This window comes from Phenylobacterium sp. RIFCSPHIGHO2_01_FULL_69_31, from assembly GCF_001824475.1.
GTDB lineage: Bacteria > Pseudomonadota > Alphaproteobacteria > Caulobacterales > Caulobacteraceae > Phenylobacterium.
This window is the reverse complement of the sequence record NZ_MHXN01000011.1, coordinates 24,459-48,541: the sequence shown is the minus strand read 5'-3', so window position 1 is coordinate 48,541 and position 24,083 is coordinate 24,459. Positions and strand designations below refer to the sequence as shown.

General features: G+C 70.0%; 23 protein-coding genes. 9 read left to right on the top strand and 14 right to left on the bottom strand.

Translation table 11 applies throughout. The features are described from left to right. Positions 1-63: 63 nt before the first annotated feature. The gene (gene fumC / locus A2790_RS07715) at positions 64-1,455 is read left to right on the top strand and encodes a class II fumarate hydratase (protein ID WP_293389515.1); all 1,392 of its coding nucleotides are present in this window, start codon (positions 64-66) and stop codon (positions 1,453-1,455) included. 1 nt (position 1,456) lies between these two features. Here the strand turns inward: fumC and A2790_RS07710 are convergent, their stop codons facing one another. After that, positions 1,457-2,389, bottom strand: coding sequence for an iron-containing redox enzyme family protein (locus tag A2790_RS07710; RefSeq protein ID WP_293389512.1), 933 nt, complete (start codon positions 2,387-2,389; stop codon positions 1,457-1,459). 65 nt (positions 2,390-2,454) lie between these two features. After that, positions 2,455-3,423, bottom strand: a complete 969-nt coding sequence (locus A2790_RS07705) for a polyprenyl synthetase family protein (protein ID WP_293389807.1) — start codon at positions 3,421-3,423, stop codon at positions 2,455-2,457. Between the two features lie 174 nt (positions 3,424-3,597). Here A2790_RS07705 and A2790_RS07700 point away from each other — a divergent pair, with 174 nt between their 5' ends. Further along, complete coding sequence (locus tag A2790_RS07700) at positions 3,598-4,341, top strand: methyltransferase (protein WP_293389509.1); 744 nt, start codon at positions 3,598-3,600, stop codon at positions 4,339-4,341. A 157-nt stretch (positions 4,342-4,498) separates the two neighbouring features. Continuing rightward, positions 4,499-5,155 carry a PEPxxWA-CTERM sorting domain-containing protein gene (locus A2790_RS07695; protein WP_293389506.1) on the top strand — a complete coding sequence of 219 codons (657 nt, stop codon included), beginning with the start codon at positions 4,499-4,501 and terminating at the stop codon, positions 5,153-5,155. A 39-nt stretch (positions 5,156-5,194) separates the two neighbouring features. Here the strand turns inward: A2790_RS07695 and A2790_RS07690 are convergent, their stop codons facing one another. Beyond that, positions 5,195-5,500: a GNAT family N-acetyltransferase gene (locus tag A2790_RS07690; protein ID WP_293389503.1), complete on the bottom strand. Its 306-nt coding sequence runs from the start codon at positions 5,498-5,500 to the stop codon at positions 5,195-5,197. Between the two features lie 227 nt (positions 5,501-5,727). On the opposite strand from A2790_RS07690, the gene rsgA reads away from it, so the two are divergent. Together rsgA and A2790_RS07680 are read left to right on the top strand one after the other, a co-directional pair. Continuing rightward, on the top strand, positions 5,728-6,813 hold the full coding sequence (rsgA, locus tag A2790_RS07685) for a ribosome small subunit-dependent GTPase A (RefSeq protein ID WP_293389500.1): 1,086 nt from the start codon (positions 5,728-5,730) through the stop codon (positions 6,811-6,813). A gap of 101 nt (positions 6,814-6,914) precedes the next feature. After that, the gene (locus tag A2790_RS07680; protein WP_293389498.1) at positions 6,915-8,762 is read left to right on the top strand and encodes an FG-GAP-like repeat-containing protein; all 1,848 of its coding nucleotides are present in this window, start codon (positions 6,915-6,917) and stop codon (positions 8,760-8,762) included. 297 nt (positions 8,763-9,059) lie between these two features. Here A2790_RS07680 and ilvC read toward each other — a convergent pair whose 3' ends face one another. Both ilvC and A2790_RS07670 read right to left on the bottom strand, forming a co-directional pair. Continuing rightward, positions 9,060-10,079, bottom strand: coding sequence for a ketol-acid reductoisomerase (gene ilvC, locus A2790_RS07675; protein ID WP_293389495.1), 1,020 nt, complete (start codon positions 10,077-10,079; stop codon positions 9,060-9,062). 105 nt (positions 10,080-10,184) lie between these two features. After that, on the bottom strand, positions 10,185-10,691 hold the full coding sequence (locus A2790_RS07670; protein WP_293389492.1) for a GNAT family N-acetyltransferase: 507 nt from the start codon (positions 10,689-10,691) through the stop codon (positions 10,185-10,187). A gap of 238 nt (positions 10,692-10,929) precedes the next feature. On the opposite strand from A2790_RS07670, the gene arfB reads away from it, so the two are divergent. Beyond that, positions 10,930-11,358, top strand: coding sequence for an alternative ribosome rescue aminoacyl-tRNA hydrolase ArfB (gene arfB / locus A2790_RS07665; RefSeq protein WP_293389489.1), 429 nt, complete (start codon positions 10,930-10,932; stop codon positions 11,356-11,358). Positions 11,359-11,367: 9 nt separating this feature from the next. Here the strand turns inward: arfB and A2790_RS07660 are convergent, their stop codons facing one another. Beyond that, on the bottom strand, positions 11,368-11,544 hold the full coding sequence (locus tag A2790_RS07660; protein ID WP_082765272.1) for a DUF1508 domain-containing protein: 177 nt from the start codon (positions 11,542-11,544) through the stop codon (positions 11,368-11,370). 98 nt (positions 11,545-11,642) lie between these two features. On the opposite strand from A2790_RS07660, the gene A2790_RS07655 reads away from it, so the two are divergent. Then, a complete protein-coding gene (locus A2790_RS07655) occupies positions 11,643-12,203 on the top strand; it encodes a hypothetical protein (RefSeq protein ID WP_293389483.1) in 561 nt (186 codons plus the stop codon). A 40-nt stretch (positions 12,204-12,243) separates the two neighbouring features. Here the strand turns inward: A2790_RS07655 and clpB are convergent, their stop codons facing one another. From clpB to A2790_RS07620, 7 genes are all read right to left on the bottom strand, one after another. After that, positions 12,244-14,829, bottom strand: coding sequence for an ATP-dependent chaperone ClpB (gene clpB, locus A2790_RS07650; RefSeq protein WP_293389480.1), 2,586 nt, complete (start codon positions 14,827-14,829; stop codon positions 12,244-12,246). A gap of 109 nt (positions 14,830-14,938) precedes the next feature. Then, positions 14,939-16,843: a S9 family peptidase gene (locus A2790_RS07645; protein ID WP_293389477.1), complete on the bottom strand. Its 1,905-nt coding sequence runs from the start codon at positions 16,841-16,843 to the stop codon at positions 14,939-14,941. Positions 16,844-16,912: 69 nt separating this feature from the next. After that, complete coding sequence (locus A2790_RS07640; RefSeq protein WP_293389474.1) at positions 16,913-18,835, bottom strand: S9 family peptidase; 1,923 nt, start codon at positions 18,833-18,835, stop codon at positions 16,913-16,915. Positions 18,836-18,899: 64 nt separating this feature from the next. Continuing rightward, positions 18,900-19,331: a DUF1178 family protein gene (locus tag A2790_RS07635; protein WP_293389472.1), complete on the bottom strand. Its 432-nt coding sequence runs from the start codon at positions 19,329-19,331 to the stop codon at positions 18,900-18,902. Between the two features lie 8 nt (positions 19,332-19,339). Further along, on the bottom strand, positions 19,340-20,155 hold the full coding sequence (locus A2790_RS07630) for a carbon-nitrogen hydrolase family protein (RefSeq protein ID WP_293389471.1): 816 nt from the start codon (positions 20,153-20,155) through the stop codon (positions 19,340-19,342). 18 nt (positions 20,156-20,173) lie between these two features. Then, positions 20,174-20,437, bottom strand: a complete 264-nt coding sequence (gene grxC, locus A2790_RS07625; RefSeq protein ID WP_293389468.1) for a glutaredoxin 3 — start codon at positions 20,435-20,437, stop codon at positions 20,174-20,176. Positions 20,438-20,469: 32 nt separating this feature from the next. Continuing rightward, positions 20,470-21,168: a ComF family protein gene (locus A2790_RS07620; protein WP_293389804.1), complete on the bottom strand. Its 699-nt coding sequence runs from the start codon at positions 21,166-21,168 to the stop codon at positions 20,470-20,472. 74 nt (positions 21,169-21,242) lie between these two features. On the opposite strand from A2790_RS07620, the gene A2790_RS07615 reads away from it, so the two are divergent. Both A2790_RS07615 and A2790_RS07610 read left to right on the top strand, forming a co-directional pair. Then, complete coding sequence (locus A2790_RS07615) at positions 21,243-22,070, top strand: methyltransferase domain-containing protein (RefSeq protein ID WP_293389465.1); 828 nt, start codon at positions 21,243-21,245, stop codon at positions 22,068-22,070. Between the two features lie 64 nt (positions 22,071-22,134). Next, a complete protein-coding gene (locus A2790_RS07610) occupies positions 22,135-23,037 on the top strand; it encodes a hypothetical protein (RefSeq protein ID WP_293389463.1) in 903 nt (300 codons plus the stop codon). Positions 23,038-23,075: 38 nt separating this feature from the next. Here A2790_RS07610 and A2790_RS07605 read toward each other — a convergent pair whose 3' ends face one another. Continuing rightward, complete coding sequence (locus A2790_RS07605) at positions 23,076-24,083, bottom strand: hypothetical protein (protein ID WP_293389461.1); 1,008 nt, start codon at positions 24,081-24,083, stop codon at positions 23,076-23,078.

Here is a 24,083-nt window from a genome sequence, read left to right as displayed (position 1 = left end):
GCGGCCTTGCAGTCTCGCGCCGTGGCGGTAAACCGTCACCCGCCAACAGACTGGGGATTTCCGATGAGCGCGACCCGCACCGAGACCGACACCTTCGGCCCGATCGAGGTCGCCGCCGACCGTTACTGGGGCGCCCAGACCCAGCGCTCGCTCGGCAACTTCAAGATCGGCTGGGAGAAGCAGCCGCAGCCGGTGATCCGGGCCCTGGGCGTGGTGAAGCGCGCCGCGGCCGAGGCCAACATGCAGCTGGGCAAATTGGACCCGGAGATCGGCAAGTACGTGGTCGCCGCCGCCCAGGAGGTGATCGACGGCAAGCTGGACGACCACTTCCCCCTGGTGGTCTGGCAGACGGGGTCCGGCACCCAGTCGAACATGAACGCCAACGAGGTGATCTCGAACCGCGCCATCGAGATGATGGGCGGGGTGATGGGTTCGAAGAAGCCGGTCCATCCCAACGACCACGTCAACATGAGCCAGTCGTCGAACGACACCTATCCGACGGCCATGCACATCGCGTCCGCCGAGGAAGTGGCCCGTTCGGTGATGCCGGCGCTGGAACACCTCCACGCGGCGCTGAAGGCCAAGGCGGTCCAGTTCGACCACATCATCAAGATCGGCCGCACCCACACCCAGGACGCCACGCCGCTGACCCTCGGCCAGGAGTTCGGCGGCTACGCGCACCAGGTCTCGATGTCGGTGCAGCGGATCAAGCAGACGCTCTACGGCCTTTATGAACTGGCCCAGGGCGGCACGGCGGTCGGCACTGGCCTGAACGCGCCCATCGGGTTCGCCGAGCTGGTGGCCGAGAAGATCGCCGGCATCACGAAGCTGCCGTTCATCACCGCGCCGAACAAGTTCGAAGCCCTGGCCGCGCACGACGCCATGGTCTTCAGCCACGGCGCCCTCACGGCCGCGGCCGGCGCCCTGTTCAAGATCGCCAACGACCTGCGGTTCCTGGGGTCCGGCCCCCGCGCCGGCCTGGGCGAGCTGGCCCTGCCCGAGAACGAGCCGGGGTCGTCCATCATGCCCGGGAAGGTCAACCCCACCCAGGCCGAGGCCCTGACCATGGTCTGCGCCCACATCATGGGCAACCAGACGGCGATGGCCTTCGCCGGCAGCCAGGGCCATTTCGAGCTGAACGTGTTCAACCCGGTGATGGCCTACAACTTCCTGCAGTCCTGTCGGCTGCTGTCCGACGCCGCGGTCTCGTTCACCGACAACATGGTGGCGGGGACAGAGGCCCGCGAGGACAACATCAAGCTGAACCTCGAGCGGTCGCTGATGCTCGTCACCGCCCTCAACGGCAAGCTGGGCTACGACAACTGCGCCAAGATCGCCAAGGCAGCCCACAAGAACGGCACCACCCTGCGCGAGGAGGCCGTCGGCGGCGGCTACCTGACGAACGAGGAGTTCGACGAGTGGGTCCGCCCGGAGAAGATGATCAGCCCGGGCTGATCTACTCCGCCGCGTAGACCACCGGGTGGGCGTGGGCCCAGAGGTGGGCGCGGTAGGCCTCGAAGCATTGCTCGCCGCAGATGAGGCGCATGACGGCGCCCTCCGCCAGGTGCCGCGCACAGTCGGGGGCGGCCTCAACCAGCGGGATCAGGGCTTCCGCGTTCCAGGCCCGGGAGTGCTCGATGTCGAGCTGGGCATGCAGGGCGAAGTACTTGCGCTGCTCGGGCGCCACGCCCAGCCGCTTCAGGCCCTCGTCCACGCAAGCGACGCGGGTCGGCGCGGTCAGCTCCACCACGCCAAGCGCTCCGATCGACTGGTAGACATATCGTCGGGTGGTGGCGAAGGCGGTCATGGTGTTGGCCAGGGCCAGGGACTGCCAGAGCGTGCCCTCGATGCTGGGGGTCAGACCGAGGCCTTCGACGGTCCGGTCCAGCATGGGGCCGTGCATGCCCGCTTCCTTGCCGCGCCCCATCTCGTCCCAATAATTGCGGGCCAGCTCCAGCTTAGGGCGGGCAGGCAGCTTCACCTGGGTCATGGCGACCAGATCGTCGAAGCCGGCCTCCCCGGCCGCTTCCTGGGTCAGGAACCATTTGATCTGTTCCAGGCTGGCTTCGGTCTCCAGCCAGGCGAACAGGGGGTCGTATTGGCCGGGACCAGACTGCTTGAGGTCCTCGAACCAGGCGATGAACCCCTCGGGATCGCTCGGGACGGCCGCCACGAGCGGGGCGATCTCGGCGCGGAAAGCTTCGATGAACGCGCCTTCCAGCCGCATCATGCGGACATCGTTGTTCAGGGTCATGGACCAGTCGGCGTCCGGCGTCTGGACGGCCAGCCGGCGCCGGTTCCACCGAGCCAGCCCCTGGTGAAGCGCTTCGGCGTCCGGAAACTCGGGTGAGAAAACGCCCACGCGGGCGAGACGGTCGGCAGCAAGCATGCGGATACTCCCTCGGACGCGGAGGAGCGCGCGAAATGCGTTGGAGTTCCTGAGGCTTAGCTTTGTTAAGCCCGCCGCATCACGGCGAAGTCGGCCAGATCCTGCAGCGCCGGCCGCCACGAATTGGAGCCATAGTCGGCGATGGCGGCCTTGGCGGTCTCGGCGTAGCGGCCGGCCAGAGCCAGGGTCTCCTCCAGCGCGCCGGTCTCTCGCATGAGCTCGCGGGCGTGGTCCAGGTCCCCGTCCTCCTGCTCGCGCCGGTCGACGGTCCGGATCCAGAAATCGCGCTCCGAGGCGGCCGTCCGCTGCATGGCCAGCAGCAACGGCAGGGTGACCTTGCCTTCTCGGAAGTCGTCGCCAGGGTTCTTTCCCAGCGTCTCGGCATCGCCCGAGTAGTCGAGCGCATCGTCGATCAGCTGGAAGGCCAGGCCCAGGTCCTGGCCGAACTTGCGCAGGGCGCGGCACCGATCGGCCGGCGCCCCGGCCGAAACCGCGCCGGCCTCCGCCGCGGCGGCGAACAGCTCGGCCGTCTTGGCCTTGATGATCTCGATGTAGACGTCCTGGCTGAGGTCCAGGTCGTGGCTGCGGGTGAGTTGCAGCACTTCGCCCTCGGAGATGACGCGGCTGGCCCGAGCCAGGATCTCCAGCGCCGGCATCGACCCCGCGCCGACCATCAGCTCGAACGCACGGGCGAACAGGAAGTCGCCCACCAGAACGCTGGCCGGGGCGCCCCAGATCAGGTGCGCCGCCACGCGGCCCCGGCGCAATTGCGAGGAATCGACCACGTCGTCGTGCAGGAGGGTGGCGGTGTGGATGAACTCCACCGCGGCCGCCAGCTTCAAGCAGGCGTCGTCGCGCGCGCCGCACAGGCGGGCGGCGGCGATGGTCAGGAGGGGGCGAAGGCGCTTGGCGGAGCCGGCGATCAGGTGGTCGGCCAGGGCCGGGATCACCGGCACGGGGCTGTCCATATGCTCGCGGATCAGGGCGTCCACCGCGCGCATGTCCGGACCGGCCAGCTTCAGCAGCAGGTCCAGCGAGGGGGGAGCGGCGATAGCCTGGGCGGCTTCCAAGAGAGAACTATTCCTATATCAACAGGCGCCCGGCCCCCGACCGGTCGCCATTCGCCGGGACAATGGTGACGCGACAGGGCACGGTCAAGCGACCAGAGCCGAACACGTTCAGTCCCTTCTACACCAAGGCCGGGCCCGATGGATGCAATCACTGAAGACGGGCTGCTGGACGGGCGCATCCGCCTGCGGCAACCCGCCCGCGGGTACCGCGCCGGACTGGATGCGGCCCTGTTGGCGGCCGCTTGCGACGCAGGACCCGGGCAACGGGTGATCGAGGCCGGCTGCGGCGCCGGGGGCGCTCTCCTGGCGGCCGCGACCCGGCGGCCCGGCGCCAGCTTCACCGGCGTCGAGCGGGATCCGCGCGCCGCCGCCCTGGCGCGGGAGAACATCGCGCTGAACCGCCTGGGCGAGCGGGTCACGGTCGTCGAGGGCGATGTTGCGCTGCGCTTTGCAGGGCTCGAGCTCCCGCCCTTCGACGCGGCCATGGCTAATCCGCCGTTCTTCGACGACCCCGGGGCCCTGCGCGGCCCGGCGCCCGAACGGCGTGGGGCGTGGATGGCCGACGATGGCCTGGAGGCCTGGATCGGCTTCCTGTCCAAGGCCGTGCGCGAGGGCGGCTCCATCACGATCGTTCACCGCGCCGACCGTCTGGGCGACATACTGGCGCTGCTGGCTCCCAAGGCCGGTTCGATCCAGATTCGGCCGATCCACCCTTTCGCCGACGAGCCGGCCAAGCGGGTGCTGGTGCGGGCGATAAAGACCGGCAAGGCGCCGCTGCAACTGCTGCCGCCGCTCGTGCTCCACGACCGCAACGGCGGCAAGCATCGACCGGAGGTCGAGGCCATCCTCCGGGGCGAGGCCGCACTCCCCTGGCGCCCGTGAAACTTGCATCTCACTCCGCGAATTCAACCTTAAGACCTCCACCCCTTGACGGAGCATTCGTCGATCTTGTTCGCTGACCATTGGTCGCGCAGGCGATGGGTTGGAGGGATTGCCGATGTCTCAGGTGAAGGCCGCCGTTTGCGCAGGGATTCTTCTCATGGCCGGGATGGCCGCTGCGCCGGCCCGCGCGGACCTGCTGTTCAGCAACCCCGGGACCGACGTGGCCTGCGCCGCCGGATGCTGGGCCAGCGGCGGCTCGCCCGACTATGCCTTCAGGACCTGGGATGATTTCACCATCGGGGTGGACGCCCGGGTGACGACCGTCACCTGGCGGGGCGTCGCCTTCGCCGAGGGCCTCAACCTGCAGGACCTGGACACCCTGTCCTGGGACCTCGGATTCTTCGCCGACGCCGCCGGCACGCCGGGGGCGGAGCTCTACACGGCCAACATCGCCGACGCCGACGTCAGCCGGATTTTCCTGGGAACCGGGGGATTGGCCGGCACGACGGTCAACTATTGGGAGTTCTCGGCCGTCCTGCCGACGGAGTTCGCCGTCGCGGCAGGCACGACCTACTGGTTCTCTCCGTTCTCGAACCAGTCCGACTACTACCCGGTCTTCGGCTGGAGCGGCTCGACGGGCGGCTCAACCTTCCAGACCCTACTCACCAACGACTCCACCTACGTGCGGAGCAACAACCGCGCCTTCACGCTGAGCGGCGTCGTCCCGGAACCCCAGACCTGGGCCCTCATGATCCTGGGCTTCGGCGCGGCAGGCGCGGCCCTCCGCCGGAAGCAGGCGGCGCGCGCGACCTAGCGAGGTCGACATCGCAGGTCGTCGGGCGTCGACGCGCCGTCAGATCCCCAGCGTCTCGCGGCAGTTCGGATCGACGATGTCGTGCTGCTCGGGGTGCTTCTTCACCCAGGCCGACATGAAGGGACAGGTCGGGACAACCTTCAGGCCGGCTTCGCGCGCATAGCCGAAAGCCGCGCGCGCCAAGGCGCTGGCCACGCCCTTTCCCTCGAACTCCGGCGGCACCACCGTGTGCGGCAGGACGATCTGTCCCGGCTTCAGGCGATACTCGGCAAAGGCCGTGTGACCGTCCAGCTTCACCTCGAAGCGGCTGGTTTCGGTGTTGTTGACGACATCGACCTCGGCCATGGGCATGCTCCTCGTGCTCGGCTCTTCTTGACGCGGCGCGAGGCCGCCGCCAAGGTCCCGCGCATCCGGCGAGGCCACCAGCAGAGGAGAGGATCACATGTCGCCCATTGCCCGCGCAGCCCTCCGCTGCGTCGTCCCGCTGGCGGCTGCCTGACAGCCCACCCTTCCCCGACGGGGATGATCCGCGGTCGACGCCTGTTTGGCTCTCGACATCAAGGACACCTCCGTTGCTGACCACAGCACTCTCCGACTACGGCTGGACCGAAGCGCTCCAGGCCGACTTCCAACCTTTCGCGACCCAAGGCCTGATCCCGGGCCGCATCATCGTCCAGCAGAGGGGCGGTTATCGCCTCGTCACCCCCGGCGGCGAGATCGACGCCCGCGCCTCCGGGGCCCTGATGAAGGCGACCGCCGAGGACGGCCGCCCCACCGCCGGCGACTGGGTGGCCGTGGAGGCTCGCCCGGGCGAGACCACCGCCCTGGTCCACCACATCCTGCCGCGCCGCACGGCCTTCGTGCGCAAGGCGTCGGGCCCCCGGGGCGGCGCACAGGCCGTGGCCACCAACGTGGACGTCGCCCTGCTGGTCGCGTCCCTGAACTCCGACCTGAACCTGCGGCGGCTGGAGCGCTACCTGGCCACCACCTACGAAAGCGGCGCCGAGCCGGTGATCGTCCTGACCAAGGCCGACCTGACCCCCGACGTCGCCGCGCGTGTGGCGGAGGTGGAGGCCATCGCGTTCGGCGCGCCGGTGCTGGCCATCTCGTCGAAGACGAGGGAGGGCTTGGACGCCCTCGCAACCCATCTGCGGCCGGGGCGGACGGCCGTGCTCCTGGGATCGTCGGGGGCTGGCAAGTCCACCCTGCTCAACGCCCTCGCCGGCGAGGAGAAGATGGACACGGGCGAGATCCGTGAGGCCGACGAGCGCGGCCGCCACACCACCACGCACCGCGAACTGGTTCGGCTGACGTCGGGGGCGCTGATCCTCGATACGCCGGGCATGCGGGAGCTGGGGCTGTGGGAGGCGGAAGCGGGGGTCGCCCAGACCTTCGCCGACATCGAGGCCCTGGCCGAGGAGTGCCGGTTCCGGGACTGCGGCCACGGCGCGGAGCCAGGGTGCGCCGTCCGCGCCGCCATCGAGGCGGGCGACCTCGACCCGGCGCGACTGAAGAGCTTCGAGAAGCTGCAGGCGGAACTGGCCTTCGAGCGCCGCAAGGAAGACCCCCGCGCGGCCATGGAAAACAAGAAGCTCTGGATCAGCCGCCACAAGGCCGGCCGGGCTCGGATGAAGGCCAAGCGGGGGGACGACGGCTAAGCCTGCCGCCGGTCGCGCCCTCCCTCCCCCAGATTGGGGAGGTGGGGTGCGCCGGACGCCGTCAGACTCCGGGCACAGTTCGTTTTGTCCCGGGGGATCGCGTGCCAGCCTATTTCACGTCGCAGAGCTTCACCGCGCCGCTCCGGGCGGGTTTCGAAACGGCGTACCTCCATGAGGTGGGGGTCGGCGACTACAACGCAGACGGCAAACTCGACGTCGTCCTAAGCTATTTCCTGTTCCCGCTGGAGACGAGAGCGGCGCCGGTCCGGCTATTCGTCGGCGACGGATCCGGCGGCTTCAGCGAGGCCACCACCCAGGTCTTCGGCGCCGCCGCCCCGACCACCGTCCACGCCCGCGAGACCATCGTGGCCGACTTCAACCGCGACGGCCGGGCGGATGTCTTCCTGGCCGACCACGGCTACGACGCCAGCCCGTTCCCAGGGGCTCAGAACGGCCTGATCCTCTCATCGGGCGCCGCCGGGCTCGCCAACGCGACGGCGCAGTTGCCCCAGCTTTCCGACTACACCCACTCGGCCGAGGCCGCCGACATCGACGGCGACGGCGACCTCGACATCTACGTCGGCAACGGCGGCGGCGGACAGGCCGTCACCGCGCCGTACTTCCTCATCAACAACGGGTCGGGCGGCTTCGCCCGCAGCGACGCGGGCCTGCCGGGCGTCCTCACGGCCGGGGGCCGACCCAACCACTGGAGCGAGGCGTTCCTCGACGTGGATGGGGATGGCGACAAGGACCTGTTCCTCGGCTCCAGTCTCAACAGTCCCGCGCAGTTGCTGCTGAACAACGGCCAGGGCGTCTTCACGCTCTCGGGCCGCGCCATGCCCGCCGGGGCGGCGAACGCCGACGCGGTGGACATCCAGGCGCTGGACGTGAACGGCGACGGACGGCCCGACCTGGTGCTGAGCTACTCGGTGTTCGGATCGGGCGACCCGACCCGCCAGATCCAGCTTCTGGTCAACGACGGGGCCGGCGGGTTCACCGACGAGACCGCCAGCCGCCTGCCGGCCTCGATCCAGGGCGGCGCGTGGAGCCGCCGGGTGCACCTCACCGACGTCAACGGCGATGGATATACGGATCTCGTCCTGTCCAACGGGTCGTCGACCCCGTTCTACTTGGCCGACAGTCGGGGGAACTTCGTTCAGCTGCCCAACCTGTTGCCAGGCAATGCCTTCGACCAGATCACCCCGGCCGACGTGAACGGCGATGGCCGCGTCGACATGTTCACCTGGCGCGGGCTCTTCAGCGGCGCGGAGCAACTGCGGGTGGACGTGGCGGTGGACCCCGGCTCCCACCAGGTGGGGACCGCCGTCGCCGAGGGGATGATGGGTGACGCCGACAACGACACGATCAACGGCGCGGCCGGCAACGACGTGATTTTCGGCGGAAGCGGCGTGAACTACCTGCGGGGGGACGAAGGCGACGACGTGATCGTCGGCGGCCGGGGGTTCGACGACATCAACGGCAACATGGGGAACGACACCTGCGTCAGCGGGGGCGGCGACGACTGGGTCGTGGGCGGCCGCGACAACGACAGCCTCGCGGGCGGCGCGGGCCAGAATCTCGTCTACGGCAACCTCGGGGCCGACACCTGCGAGGGCGGCGACGGGGACGACGTCGTCCGCGGGGGCCAGGACAACGACAGCCTGAACGGCGGCGCCGGCAGCGACTATGTCTCGGGCGACAAGGGGGACGACACCGTCGTGGGCGGCGCCGGGGCCGACCGCTTCCACACCTTCGGCGAGGCGGGCGTCGACCGCGTGCTGGATTTCAGCCTCGCCCAGGGGGACCGGGTCCAGCTCGATCCAGGCACGCAGTACACGGTGTCGCAGGTCGGAGCAGACACGGTGATCAGCATGACCGGCGGCGGCCAGATGGTCCTGGTGGGCGTGCAGGCAAGCGCCCTGACCGACGGATGGATATTCGGCGCCTGATCCCGGAGCCTACCGCGCGAGCCACCGCGCGGGCAGCCGGTACTCGGGGCGGCTGGGACGCAGCAGGTCGAGGGTGACCAGGACGCCCAGTCCCAGGAACTTCAGCATGATGCGTGCGACGTGCATGGCGGCCTCCCCGATCGTGACAGCAACGGTTGATCGGCCCCAAGGTTGCGTGGAGTCGGTGACACCGGTGTGTCGGGGCCATTTCGCATGGTCTCGTGACAGTCCCGAAACGAAAAACGGCCCGGGATCGCTCCCGGGCCGTTCCCGTCGTTCGATTGGGCTCGCGACGGATCAGTTCCGCGCGGTGTCGACCAGCTTGTTCTTGGTGATCCAGGGCATCATGGCGCGCAGGCGCTGGCCCACTTCCTCGATCTGGTGCTCGGAGCCCCGGCGGCGGGTCGCCTTAAAGGACGGCGCGCCAACGGCGTTCTCCTGCATGAAGTCGCGGACGAACCGGCCCGACTGGATATCCTCGAGCACCCGCTTCATCTCGGCCTTGGTCTCGGCGGTGACGATGCGCGGGCCGGTGACGTACTCGCCGTACTCGGCCGTATTGGAGATCGAGTAATTCATGTTGGCGATGCCGCCTTCGTAGATCAGGTCCACGATCAGCTTCACCTCGTGCAGGCATTCGAAATAGGCCATCTCGGGCGCATAGCCCGCCTCGACCAGGGTCTCGAAGCCCGCGCGGATCAGCTCCACCAGGCCGCCGCAGAGCACGGCCTGCTCGCCGAACAGATCGGTCTCGCATTCCTCGCGGAAGTTGGTCTCGATGATGCCCGAGCGGCCCCCGCCGATAGCCGACGCATAGGCCAACCCCAAGTCCATGGCGCCGCCGGTGGCGTCGTGGTGGACCGCGATCAGGCAGGGCACGCCGCCGCCCTTCTGGTACTCGCCGCGCACGGTGTGGCCGGGGCCCTTGGGCGCCACCATCAGCACATCGACGGTGGACTTGGGCTCGATCAGGCCGAAGTGGACGTTCAGGCCGTGGGCGAACAGCAGCGCCGCGCCGTCGCGGATGTTGGGCGCGATCTCGGCGTTGTAGATGCCGCGCTGCAGCTCGTCGGGCGCCAGCACCATGAGTACGTCGGCCCAGGCCGCGGCGTCGGCCACGGTCATGACCTTCAGGCCGTCGGCCTCGACCTTCTTGGCGGTGGCCGAGCCGGCCTTCAGCGCCACGGCCACGTTCTTCGCGCCGGAATCGACGAGGTTCAGCGCATGCGCGCGACCCTGGCTGCCATACCCTACGATGGCGATCTTCTTGTCCAGGATGCGGGAAATGTCGGCGTCGCGGTCATAGTAGACGCGCATGATTGTTCTCCTGAGACAATGAAACCTGCTGCGAGCGCGCAACGGCGGCGCAGCAAAGCCGGGGGTGTGAAGCGTTTTTTTGCGCGAAGGTCAAGGGACGGGCCGTCACAGGGCGAGCCTCGCCATGCTCAGCGAGTCCACATAGGCGCCGTCGCGCCAGGCGTAGGCGCGGTGCAGGCCCTCGCGCTGGAAGCCGAACCGCTCGTAGAGGGCGATGGCGCGGGTGTTGTCGGCGTAGACGTTGAGTTCCAGCCGCTTGATGTTCCACCAGCGCTCGGCCAGGTCGATGACGGCGGCGAGCAGCGCCGCACCCGCGCCACGGCCCGCGTAGGCGTCGTGGACGGCCATGCCCAGGCTGGCCACATGGCTGCGCCTGTGGGGGCGATCGCGGTGCAGGCCGATCGAGCCGATGACCCGGCCGTCGAGCACGGCCACGAGCCCCGCATCGCCGGGACCGGTCTCCGCATGCCGCTTCTGCCGCGCGTCTACCGATACGAACGGCGGCTGGAGCGTGCCCCAGACCGCGCGCGGCTGGCCCAGCACCTCGGTCACGGCGGGGATGTCGGCCGGCTCCATCGCGCGGACGACTATATCGGAACTGCGTGGGTCCATCGGTCTCGTCTCCGGTTGGGCGGGCGGATCGAGGCCAAGAAAAAGCCCCGTCCGGATCCCGGCGGGGCTGGTGTGGCGGTCTGCGGTCGCTTCCAGGTCCTAGCGCACGACATCCCTCACCGGCCCGCCGGAGGCGGTCGGAAGAAGGTTTACGAGCTGGATGCGGAACGAACGCATGCCTGCGCTTTAGCACGGCGGGACTCTCGTCGGCTAGGCCGAAGCGTGGCATTCGAAGCTGATGCCGATCGAGGTGACCCAGAGCCTGTGGCTGGACGACGACGAGGTGCAGGTGCGCGCCGTCCGCGCCTCCGGACCCGGCGGGCAGCATGTGAACAAGGTCTCGACGGCCATCGAATTGCGGTTCGACGTCCGCGGCTCACCCTCGCTGCCGGAACCGGTTCGGGCCAGGCTCTACAAGCTCTCCGGCAACCGCCTGACCATGGACGGCGTGCTGGTGCTGGTGGCCCAGGAACACCGGAGCCAGGAGATGAACCGCCAAGCGGCGGTCGAGCGCCTGCTCGACCTGATTCGCGAGGCGGCCAAGCCCCCGCCCCCGCCGCGGAAGAAGACCAAGCCGACCTACGCCTCGAAGCTCAGGCGGCTCGAGGGCAAGACCAAGCGGTCCAGCGTAAAGGCGATGCGGGGCAAGCCGCGGGGGGAGGACTGAGCGGCGGCGTTACTCCGCCTCGGTGACCTCGGCGGCGCCGACGTGCTTCTTGATGCTCTCGATGGCGTCCTTGGCCCCGGACTTCGAGGCGTAGCCTTCGGTCGAGAAAATCACTTCGGAATTGTACTTGAAGCGGACCCGGAACTCGCCGGCCTTGTCCTTGTAGATCTCGAACTTGTGCGCCATCGAAGCCTCCGCTCTGGGGTTGGGAGGCAAAGCTTAGGCCAGCGACGATGACCGCGCTATGGCAAGCTTTGGACGCATTCGCCTATAAGATGACCATCATGCTCGCCCCCCGCCTTCCGATCCTCGGCGCCGTCTCCGCCGCCCTCCTCGCCTCCGCCTGCGCGCCCAGCCTGGGTCCCCCGCCGCCCGGCGGCCCCGTCTCGCGCCCACCGCCGCCTCCGCCCATGAGCGGCAGCGCGAACTTTTCGGCGGCGGATTTCGCCTGGTCGCAACGGTCCGGCGGCAACATCATCGCCGGCCGGGTGGCCTATCGGCAGGGCCCGACGCGCTACACCTGCGCCGGCGCGGCGGTGGTGCTCACCCCGGAAACCCGCTGGTCCGCCCGCCGCATGGCGGCGCTCTACGGTTCCACCGAACGGGCCGCCTTGCCGGCCGACGAGGTTCGCGCCCGGACGCCCAATGCGCCGGCGGGCGACGCCGGCCCCTTCGTGAAGCGGACCACCTGCGACGACGCCGACCAGTTCGCCTTCGGCGGCCTGCCGGACGGCGCCTGGTACGCCATCACCGTGGCCCGGCCCGCCGGCGGGGCCGGCCAGACCGTCGCGCTGATGAAGCGGGTCGTGGTCCGTGGCGGCCGCACGACGCCCGTGACGCTCTGAGCCTTCCCCTCCCGCCGCAACGGGAGGGGAAGCGCGCTCCTTAGTGGACCTTCACGCGGCCGATCTCGAGGCCGTCGTCGCCCGCGTGCACGTCGATGACCGAGCCGTCCTCCAGTTCGCCCTGCAGCAGCTTGCGGGCGATCGGGTCGATCAGCTCCTTCTGGATCACCCGCTTCAGCGGCCGGGCCCCGTAGACGGGGTCGTAGCCGCGGTCGCCCAGCCAATGCAGGGCGCCGTCGTCCAGCGAGAGCGCCATGCGCCGGTCGGCCAGCAGCTTCTCGACGCGCTGGAGCTGGATCCGGACGATGCCGTCCATCTCGGCGCGGCCCAGCCGCTTGAACAGGATGATCTCGTCGATCCGGTTCAGGAACTCCGGGCGGAAGTGGTGGCGGACCACGTCCATGACCATCGGCCGGGCCTTGTCCACGTCCTCGCCGTCGGCCAGGGCCGCCAAGTGCTCGGACCCGAGGTTCGAGGTCATGATGATCAGGGTGTTGCGGAAGTCGACCGTCCGCCCCTGGCCGTCGGTCAGGCGACCATCGTCCAGCACCTGCAGCAGCACGTTGAACACGTCCGGGTGCGCCTTCTCGACCTCGTCGAACAGGACCACCTGGTACGGCCGCCGGCGCACGCTCTCGGTCAGCGCCCCGCCCTCGTCGTAGCCGACGTAGCCGGGAGGCGCCCCGATCATCCGGCTGACCGAGTGCTTCTCCATGTACTCGCTCATGTCGAGGCGCGTGATCGCGTGCTCGTCGGCGAACATGAACTCGGCCAGCGACTTGGTGAGCTCGGTCTTGCCGACACCCGTCGGGCCCAGGAACAGGAACGAGCCGATCGGCCGGTTCGGATCCTGCAACCCGGCCCGCGCGCGGCGCACGGCGTCGGAGACGGCGACCAGCGCCTCCTCCTGCCCGACCACGCGGCCGCGCAGGCTGTCCTCCATACGCAGCAGCTTCTCTCGCTCGCCCTCCAGCATCTTTTCCACCGGCACGCCGGTCCAGCGGCTGACCACGGCGGCGATCTGCTCGGCGTCCACGACCTCGGGCGTCAGCTGCTCGTCCTGGCCCTCGGCGGCCTCGGCCTCGGCCAGGCGCTTCTCCAGTTGCGGGATCTCGCCGTATGCGATCTCGGACGCGCGCTGCAGGTCGCCCCGGCGCTGGGCGGCGGAGAGCTCGGCCTTCAGGCGGTCCAGGGCCTCCCGTGACTGCGCAGCCGAGCTGACTTTTTCCTTCTCGGCCCGCCAGCGGGCGGTCATCTCGGCGGACTGGCCCTCCAGGTCGTCGAGCTCCTCTTCCAGCTTCTCCAGCCGGGCCTTGGAGGCGGCGTCCGTCTCCTTGGACAGGGCCTCGCGCTCGATCTTCAGCTGCACGACGCGGCGGTCGATCTCGTCCAGCTCCTCGGGCTTGGAGTCCACCGCCATCCGCACGCGGCTCGCCGCCTCGTCGACCAGGTCGATGGCCTTGTCCGGCAGGAAGCGGTCGGTGATGTAGCGGTTCGACAGGGTCGCCGCCGCCACGATGGCGCTGTCCGAGATCCGCACCCCGTGGTGGACCTCGTACTTTTCCTTCAGGCCGCGCAGGATCGAGACGGTGTCCTCCACCGTCGGCTCGTCCACCATCACCGGCTGGAAGCGGCGGGCGAGCGCGGCGTCCTTCTCGACGTGCTTGCGGTACTCGTCGAGCGTGGTGGCGCCCACGCAGTGCAGCTCGCCGCGCGCCAGGGCGGGCTTCAGGAGGTTCGAGGCGTCCATTGCCCCTTCCGACTTCCCGGCCCCGACCAGGGTGTGCATCTCGTCGATGAACAGGATGATCGAGCCCTCGGCCGCCGTGACCTCGTTCAGCACGGCCTTCAGCCGCTCCTCGAACTCGCCGCGGTATTTCGCGCCGGCGATGAGCGAGCCCATGTCCAGCGACAGCAGCTTGCGCTCCTTCAGGGCCTCGGGAACGTCGCCGTTGACGATGCGCTGGGCTAGGCCCTCGACCACGGCGGTCTTGCCGACCCCGGGCTCGCCGATCAGGACCGGGTTGTTCTTGGTGCGGCGGCTCAGCACCTGGATCGTGCGGCGGATCTCCTCATCGCGCCCAATTACCGGGTCCAGCTTGCCGTCCTTGGCCGCCTGGGTCAGGTCGCGGGCATAGCGCTTCAGGGCGTCATAGCCTTCCTCGGCCGAGGCGCTGTCGGCCGTGCGGCCCTTGCGGACGGCCGTGGCGGCGTCCTCCAGGCCCTTGGCCGTGACGCCGGCGTCCTTCAGCAGCCTGGCCGCATCGCCGCCTTCCTTCGCCAAGGCGATGAGCAGCCGCTCAGTGGTGACGAAGGCGTCACCGGCCTCCTTGGCGCCCTGCTCGGCCTCGGCGAACACGCGGGCCGTGTCGGGCTTCATGTAGAGCTGGCCCGAGCCGCCCTCGACCTTGGGGATGCGGGTGAACGCGGCGTCCAGCGCCTTGTCGACCTCGTCGGGCCGGCCGCCCGCGCTCTGGATCAGCGCGCGCGTCAGCCCGTCGCGCTCTTCCAGCAGCACCTTCAGGATGTGCTCGGGCGCGAGTTGCTGGTGGCGGCGGGCGAGCGCGAGGCTCTGGGCCGACTGAATCGCCTGCTTGGCGCGGTCGGAATAGATGTCGATGTTCATTCGGGTCCCCTCGGTAGGCGGAACGCGGCGGCCGCCTCCACAGAAGCACGGTCGCCGGCCACCCCGATGTAGTGTGGCATTGAGGCCACACAAGAGACCTTGAGCCGGATCAATTCGGCGGGTTGTGTTTCTCCAGGAAGTTCACCGTCGCGGTCAGCATTCCGAGCCGCGTATCCGCCCGCGCCATCCAGCGGTCCTGCCCCGGCAGTTCCACGACCTCCACCGGCTTTCCGGCCGCGCGCAGCGCCGCCGCCATGTCGCGGGTCTGCGAGACCGGAACCGCCGCATCGTCCTTCAGGTGGATAAGCAGCACCGCGGCCTGGGCGTCGCCGGCGTGTTGTATCGGCGAGTAGCGCGCCAGGGCCTCGACGTCCTTCACCTCGCCCAGTCCCCGCCAGGCCGAGGCGTTGTCGGCCTTGGCGTAGGAGTCCTGCCTGCGCAGGTCCGATATGCCGCCGACCGACACCGCGCAGCGGTAGACCTCCGGCTCCATGGTCGCCCCGGCCAAGGCCATGTAGCCCCCGAACCCCTTGCCGACGACGCATACCCGCTTCGGATCGACCAGACCGCCGTTGGCCAGCGACTTTACGCCGTCGGACAGGTCGGTCTGCATCTTCCGCCCCCATTCCCTGTCGCCGGCCGTTCGCAGCGCCCCGCCAAGTCCAGAGGAGCCGCGATAGTTGACCTGCAGGACCGCATACCCGCGGGACGCCAGCGCCTGCGACCACCAGTCGAAGTTCGCCGTGTCACGGTCCGCCGGCCCGTCGTGCGCAAGCACCACCAGCGGCAGGGCCTTGGCCTGGGACGTCCCGGGCGGCCGGGTCAGGTAGCCCACGAGATCGAGACCGTCGGCCGCCTTGAACCGCACCCGGCTCTTGGGACCGATGTCCGCAGGCGTGAGGCCGGGGTAGGTCGAGGCGATCCAGGCCGACGTGCCCTCCTTGAGGTCCAGGAGCGCAAAAGCCGGGCTCTCACCCGGCTGGTCGACCCAGGCCACCACCTTCCGCCGATCCTGCGACCACGACTTCATCTCGACCGTGAGCGCCCGGAAGGACGAGGTGACGGTGTCGATGACCTTCTGGTCGGCCGGGTCGAGGTAGGTCACCCGGTCCACGTCGCCGTCCAGCTGCCAATGCCCCAGCAGCCGCCCTTCGTAGGGGTCGCTCAGCGGGACCTGGTGCGCAGGAACCGCTACCGGGGGCGCCGGCGGGGCCCCGTCCGTGCGGGCCTCGTTCCATGTCGTTCCGGTCGCCGGATCGCCGACCGCATAGATCACCGACCGTCCGTCGCGCCCCAGTCCGAGGATCCGAGCGCGGGCGGCGAAACCCTCCGCCGAATGAACGACCCGCCAGCCCTTGCCGTCCTTGATCCTAAGCTCCGACCGCTCCGACTTGGGCAGGTAACGCTCGTGGGCGATGGGACGGCCGTCGACATCCACGAGCCAGCGCCGGATCCCCTCGTCGGCCGGCTCGATCACCCGGGCCCGGCCCGTCGCGAGATCGACTTGGAATAGACCCACGTAGCCACGGCGGTTCACGAACTCGATGGCCTGCAGAAAGACAGCCGGCCGGCCGCCGACTGTGCGAACCATGGGGGCGAAAACGATGTTGTTCATGCCCACCGCGGCATCGGACATCAGCGGCGTCAGCTTCGAGGACTCCACATCGAGAAGGTGGGCCCGAAGCCAGCTTCGCGTTCCACCCGTGACGTCGCCGGGGTCGAACTCGACGCTGGTGTAGATCAGCAGGTGCCGCTCCCCCACCCAGCGGACCCCGCCCAGAGGCACTTCGCCGAAGTCCACCCTCGCCTTGGCCGCCTTCGTCGCCAGGTCCTGGACCGCGACGGAGCGCCGCTCGCCGTCGGTCACGATCACCGCCAGTTGGCCGCCGCTCGGCGACAGCGTGGCCGCGTCGATGGCCGGCAGCCGGCCATAGGCCTCCAGCGGCGCAGCCTGCACGGCCCCCGCCAGCCCCCACGCGAGCGCCAGGGCGACGGCGAAACGCTTGATACTCATGACTTCGACAGGCCCCACGCGATGCAATCCGAGATTGCCAAGCGGCCGGGCGCGCCGCAAGCGCGCGCGCTAATCCGGCGGGTTGTGCTTCTCGATGAAGGCCATGGTGGTCTCGAGGGTCTGCAGGCGCGTCTCGCCGCGGGAGAGCCAGTGGTCCTCGCCCTTCTGGACGACCAGCTCGACGGGCTTGCCCGCCCCGCGGAGCGCGTCGGCCATGATCTGGCTCTGCTCCAGCGGAACCACGCTGTCGTCCTTGCCGTGGATGAGCAGGACCGGGATCGTCACCTTGTCGACGTGGGCTGCAGGCGAAATCTCGGCCAGGACCTTGCGATCCTCCTCGGCCCCCATGAAGCGGGTCCAGTAGCGGAAGGCGGACGGGCCGCGCTTCGCCCTCGACCAGGATACGAACCGTCCGAGGTCCGACAGGCCGCCGAAGGAGGCGGCGCAGCGGTAGACGCCGGTGTCCAGGGCCGCCCCGGCGAGGGCGGCATAGCCGCCGTAGCTGGCGCCCACGATGCAGACGCGCTTCGGATCGATCCGCCCCTCGGCGGCGAGGTAGTGGACGCCGTCCGAAAGGTCGGTCTGCATCTTGCGACCCCACTGGCCATAGCCGGCTTCGAGCAGGGCGTCGCCCAGGCCCTCGGAGCCTCGGAAGTTCACTTGCAGCACGGCGTAGCCGCGCGAAGCCATGCCCTGGGCCCACCAGTCGAAGCCGGGCGTGTCCCGGGAGGCCGGACCGCCGTGCGGGAAGACGATCAGCGGCAGGCGTTGCGCCTCGCGCCCCTTGGGCACGGTCAGATAGCCGGTGAGTTCCAGCCCGTCGCGGGCCTTGAACCGGATCGGCGTCTGGCGCGCCACATCCGCCGCCTTGACGCCCATGTACTCGGGCCCCAGCCACGTCGCCTGGCGGGTGTTCAGGTCCACCAGGGCGTAAGCCGGCCCCTCGTCGGGCGAATCCACGCGGACGACGATCTTCTTGCGGTCGCCGGACCACGACTGCAGCGAGACGATCGCGCCCGGAAACGCCGCCGTGACGGCCTTCCAGATCCGCTGGTCCTGGGGGTTCAGGAACGTATAGCGGCCCTGCTCGCCCACCAGGGCATAGTGGCCAGAAAGGCGGCCGTCCTGCGGATCGTAGAGCGCGCCCTGGCTGCCCGAGACGGGCACCGGCGCCGCTGCCGGCGCATCGTCGAAACGCGCTTCCTTCCAGACCAGTTTCTCGCCGTCGATCGTCTCGTACAGGACGGACTTGCCGTCCGGCCCGAGGCCCATCATCGAGGGTGGGTCGAGCGGCGCCATCACCCCGAGGGCCTCCCGCCAACTGCCGTTGCCGGCCCTCAGCTTGATCGCCCACCGGCCCGTCCTGAAGTCGTAGAGTTCCTGCGCCACCGGCTCGCCGTCCACGCCGACCACCCAGTCCCGGGTGTCGGGACCGCCCACCTCGACGATGCGGCTGCTGGCCCGATCCAGGTCGATGCGGAAGAGCGAGACGCGCCCCTCGTTGTTCACGAACTTGATGCCCTGGACGAAGACCGTCGGCTCGCCGTTGTAGGTCCGCACGACGGGCAGGCCGTAGATCGTGTTCATCGCGTATTCGGCGTCGCGCAGCAGCGGCAGGACCTTCTTGGTCTTCAGGTCCATGCTGAAACCCATGGCCCACTCGCGCTGTGTCGTCCGGACGTCCATCGGATTGGCGGTCACGGTGGTGATGATCAGGAGGTGGCCATCGCCCGCCCACCGCACGTGGCGCACCTTGGCCCGGCCGGTGCCGGCGCGAAGCGTCATCTGTTTGCTGGCCAGGTCCTGGACCACGATCAGCCGATCCTCGCCGTCGGTCAGGACCAGGGCCACCGCATGGCCGCTGGGTGAGACCGACGCGGCCTCGATGGTGGGCAGCTTGCCGTAGGCGGAGAGCGGAGCTGCAGCCGCCGTCCAGGACGCAAAGGTCGCCGCCAGCGCAAGCGCGACAACGAAACGCGGAAAACGGATCACTGGACAGGCCCCCACCTGATGCAATCCGAGATTGCCAAGCGGCCGGGCGCGCCGCAAGCGCGCGTTAGTTGACCTCGGACTTCTTCAGCGGCTCGGGCGGCAGGGGCGCGACGGGCACGCCGTCCTCCATCAGGTCGCGGACCTCTTTGGGTGTCGCCTGGCCGTAGATGCCGCGATCCTCGGCCCGCCCCTCGTGGATCGCCCTGGCTTCCGAGGCGAAGGCGTCGCCCACGTCGTCGAAGTTCTCTTCCACGTGCCGGCGGATGCGGCCGGCGGCCTCCATCATCATCGCCTGGGCCTTGGCGGGCAGTTCCTCGCGCATGGTGCGCTTCGTGCCGGCCACGGCGGGCGCCATGATCTGCTTGCGCACGGCCTTCGAGGCGCACAGGGGGCATTCCAGAAGGCCACGGCCCTGCTGGTCGTCGAAGTCGGTAGACGAGCCGAACCAGCCCTCGAACTCGTGGTCATGGTCGCAGGTGAGGGCGTAGCGGATCATCGTGGCGCTTAGGGACCTGTGAACGCCCGCGCGTTGGTCAGCACGGGAATGGCCGCCCGCGCCTTGGCGGGCGCGTCCGGATCGAGGTCGGCCAGAAGCACGCCGGGCTCGTCATGGTCAAGTTTTGCAACGACTTTTCCCCAGGGCTCGACGACCAGCGATCGCCCCCAGGTGCCGCGGCCGTCCTCGTGGAAACCACCCTGGGCCGGCGCCAGGACATAGCTTCCCGTCTCGATGGCCCGGGCGCGCATGAGGACCTCCCAGTGCGCCTCGCCGGTGGGGCGGGTGAAGGCGGCCGGGATGGTGATGACCGTGGCGCCGGCCAGGGCGAGCGCGCGGTGCAGGGCCGGGAAGCGCAGATCGTAGCAGATGGTCAGGCCCAGCTTCACGCCGTCCACCTCCGCCACCACGGCCCGGTCGCCGGGCTCATAGGTCGCCGACTCCCGCGCCGTCTCGCCGGTCGGCAGGTCCACGTCGAACATATGCAGCTTGTCGTAGGTCGCCGCGATCGATCCGTCGGGGCGGATCAGGACCTGGCGGTTGGCCGCCTTGCCGTCCTCGCGCTTCACCAGGGCTGAGCCCACGTCGATCCAGACGCCGAGGTCCCGGGCCGCCTCGCGCAGCCCCAGCACCACCGGATCGTCCTCAAGCGCGGTCAGCTGCGGCAGCAGGGCCTCACGGTCCTTCTGCAGGATGTTCGTGCCCTCGGGCGTCACGATCAGGCGCGCCCCGCCCGCCGCCGCCTCTCGGACCAGCGGCAGGACGTGCGCCAGCGCTGCGGCGTGGGTGGCGGGCGTGCGGGTCTGGATCAGGCCGACTTTCATCGCCGACCTATACCGCGGCTAGGCCGCCTGGAGCAGCGGGTCGAGCTGGCCGGAGCGTTCGAGCGCCATCATGTCGTCGCAGCCGCCGATGTGGCGGTCGCCGACGAAGATCTGCGGGAAGGTCGCCCGGCCGCCGGCGCGCTGGATCATCTCCTGGCGCTTCTCCGGATCGAAGGCGGCCTCGATCTCGGTGAACGGGACGCCCTTCTGCTCCAGCAGCGACAGGGCGCGGATGCAGTAGGGGCAGAACGGCTTGGTGTAGATGGTGACGGGTTGGCTCATGGCGCTCTAACGAAACACGTCTCGGTTCAGCTTCATATGGTGAGTCCTGCCGCAGCCTGAACCCGGGCGACCACGGCCAAATCGACGCGGGCGGCGCCGGCGGCCTTGAGCGCCCGTGCGCAGCCCTCCGCAGTGGCGCCGGTGGTCAGAACGTCATCGATCAGCAGGATCCGGAGGCCCTCGATCTGGGTCCGCCGCGCTTCAGGGACCTCGAAGGCGCCGGCGACGTTGCGCTTGCGGCCGGAACCGGACTTGCCGCCCTGGGTGGCGGTGGCGCGGCGGCGGACCAGGGCGTCCGGCAGGTAGGGCGTCCCCGTCATGGCGGCCAGGGGCCGGGCGATCTCGGCGGCCTGGTTGTAGCGGCGGCGGAGCAGGCGCAGCGGGTGCAGCGGCACCGGCGCGATGGCGTCCGCCTCCTCGATCAGCTCGCGCGCCGTGCGCGACAGCCAGCGGGCGAACAGCGGCGCCAGGTCCAGCCGGTCGGCGTGCTTGAGCTGCAGGATCGGGTTTCGCGACGTCTCGTCGTAGAGGCACGCCGCCCGCGCCGCGTCGAACGCCCGCGGCTTGGCGAGGCACGCGGCGCATCGCGCCCCCGGATCGAAGTCGAACGGCGCCCCACAGCCGTCGCAGACCGGCCCGTCCAGGAACCGGATCCGGCTCCAGGCGTCGGCCGAGAACCCGCCCGCCAGAGGTCGCGGCCCGCCGTCCAGGGTCTGGGGCGGAAACAGCATGTCCAGGGTCACGCGCCAGGCCGCCCGAACTCTAGGCTTCCAACTGGCGGCGAAATCGCCATCTTCCGCGCTCAATGCCCGCCCCCCCGCGCCTCTTCGACCGAGTCCTGCACCGCAAACGCCTGGACCGGGCGGCTCCCGGCTTTGCGAACGCCGACTTCCTGCAGCGCCGGGCTGCCTATGACGTGGCCGAGCGCCTGGGGCCCATCCTGCGCACTTTCAGCTTGGCCGTCGACCTCTCCGCGCGGGGCGGGGCCTTCGCCGAGGCGCTGGCCGCGGAGGCTCCGGGTCGGGTCGACACCCTGATCGAGGCCGACCTCTCGCACCGGATGCTGACTGGCCGCCACGGCCTGCGCCTAGCCGCCGACGAGGAGCGGCTGCCGTTCGCCGATGGCAGCCTGGACCTGATCGTCTCCACCCTGGGCCTGCACTGGACCAACGACGTCGTCGGAGCCCTGATCCAGATCCGCCGGGCGCTGAAGCCCGATGGCCTCTTCATCGGCGCCTTCCTGGGCGGGACCACGCTCACCGAGCTGCGCCAGTCGCTGGTGGCGGCCGAGAGCGAGATCCTGGGCGGGGCCGGCAGCCGTGTCTCGCCCTTCGCCGATGCGCAGGACGCGGCCAACCTGCTGCAACGGGCCGGCTTCGTGCAGCCGGTCAGCGACGTCGACACGGTGACGGTGCGCTACGAGCATCCGCTCAAGCTGCTCACCGACCTGCGCCAGATGGGCGAGACGAGCGTGCTGGCAGACCGGCATCCCAAGCCCCTGACCCGCGCCCTGCTCCACCGGACCTTCGAGATCTACGCCGAACGATTCGGCGGCGAGGACGGCCGCGTGCCGGCGACGTTCGAGATCCTGACCCTGACGGGTTGGGCGCCGGCTGCCACGCCCGCCGGGTAAGATTCCGTCAACCATCCGGGGCGGACACTGACGCCCGGGGGGCTCCTGCCTGCGGGGGTCCAAGATGATCGTGAAAAAGCTCAAGCTCGCGGCCCTTGCCGCCACCGTAGCCCTGGCGGGCTGCGCCACCGGATCTGCGCCCTCCAAGGCGCCGCCGCCGAAGAAGGGGCCGTACATCGGTATCGACGGGGGTTTGGCCAGCCGCGCCAGCGCCTTCGAGGCCTTCACGCGCAAGGCCACCGCCATCGACGCCTCGTTCTCCGGTCCCGGCCAGATCGCCGAGCGCCTGCGCACGGCCGCCGGCTACGAGCCCAAGGAGCTGGAGGCCGGCATGATCGCCTACGCCGCCCTCGCCGCCATGCAGGAACCCGCGTTCGTGGCCGGCGTGCGGGCGAAGGGCCGCGACGTCTCCCGCCGGCTGGCGACCGATCCGGCCGCGGCCCTGGATCTGCCCGGCGGCCAGGCGGCGGCGCAGCGAGCCAACGCGGCCCTGGCCCGGCGCGGCGAGGCCCTGGCCGACGCCGGCGCCCGGGTGAAGAAGACGTCCTACAGCATCCAGCACCAGGCCTGGTCGCGCGCCCGGCTCACCAACGGTCCGCAACGCCTGGCCGCCGTGAAGCAAGCCGCGGGCTACAGGCCCGAGGCCGCCGACCGCGCCCGCCTCACTGCGGCGATCTCCGAAGGCGGCCGTCGCGGCGGGCCGAGCCCCGTCGTCGCCCGCGGCGTCGCCCTCGCCGCCCTCACGGTCCTGGGCCAGGACGCCGCCGCCCGGCCCCTGCTCAGCGAGTTCAAGAGCGGCCAGTGCCTGCGCACCGCCAAGCTCAACTACCACCAGTGCCTGGCCGCGGCCGGGACCCATTACGAGGACATCTACTGCCTGGGCGTCCACGCCATGCGCGACCCCGGCCAATGCGTCGTCGACGCCACCAAGCCGGCCAAAACCATGCGACGGGCGAGCCTGGACTAACCTCCCGAGCTCCTCCCCCGTTCACGGGGGCGGAGCGGTTACTCCCCCACCCAAATCCCTACATGACCCTTGCCGCCGGCGGCGACGCAGGTCCCGGCACGGCAGGCGATGGCGTGGAAGGCCTCGGTGTCCGTCTGTCGCCAGGTTCGGCCGTCGTCCTCGCTGATCGACGAGCCCCGGGGTCCCACCGCCAGCAGGGTGCGGGCGTCGAGCCGGCCGACGCCTTCCAACAGGCGCGGCGTTCCAGCGTGGGGCGCCAGCCTCCAGCCGCTGCCATCGCCGAGCGCAATGGACGGCATGTCCGCCAGTTCGTCCTTGTAGTCGCCCCCCACCACGACCGCTCGGCCGCCGCCCAGGCTGAGGCCGCCGAACAGGCCGGCGCTGCCGCTGCCGGCCAGCGGCGTCTCGGCCACGGTCCAGGTCCCGCCGTCGTCGGCCGAATGGTGGACGCGTCCCTTGCTCAGGCCGCCCGAGACGATCCACACGTCCGATCGCTCGCCCAGGAAAAGCGCCGAATTGCTGGCCGCGAAGGCCGCCTCGCCCGGTTGGACCGGCGGTCCCGGCAACCGCCGCCAGGTCCGGCCGCCGTCCTGCGTACGCAACAGGAACCAGCGTCCGTCGATGGGATCCCCGAGCACGTAGCCCACGCGGCCGTTACGGAAGGCGACCGTGTCCAGGAAGCTGCTCGGCAAGCTGGTCTCGAACACCTGCGTCCAGCTGCGTCCGCCGTCGGCCGTGCGGAACAGCTTCGCCTGCCCCTTAGGCCCTTCCCCAGCGCTCATCAGCACCGTGGTCTTGGCGTCCAGCGCCGCCAGGCCGCGGAAATCCAGCTCCGCCCCCTCCGGCGGCGCTGCGAAGCGCCAGGTCCGCCCGCCGTCTTCCGACACCGCGTAGGTCCCCTTCGCCCCCGAGACCTGCACGATCCCGGCCCCGACCGTGGCGATGGCGCGCAGGGTGACATCCTTCGGCAAGTCGATCCGCTTCCATGCCGCCTGTGCGGGTAGAGGCGCAAGCAGCAGGGCGGCCGCCAGCAGGGTTCGCAGCAT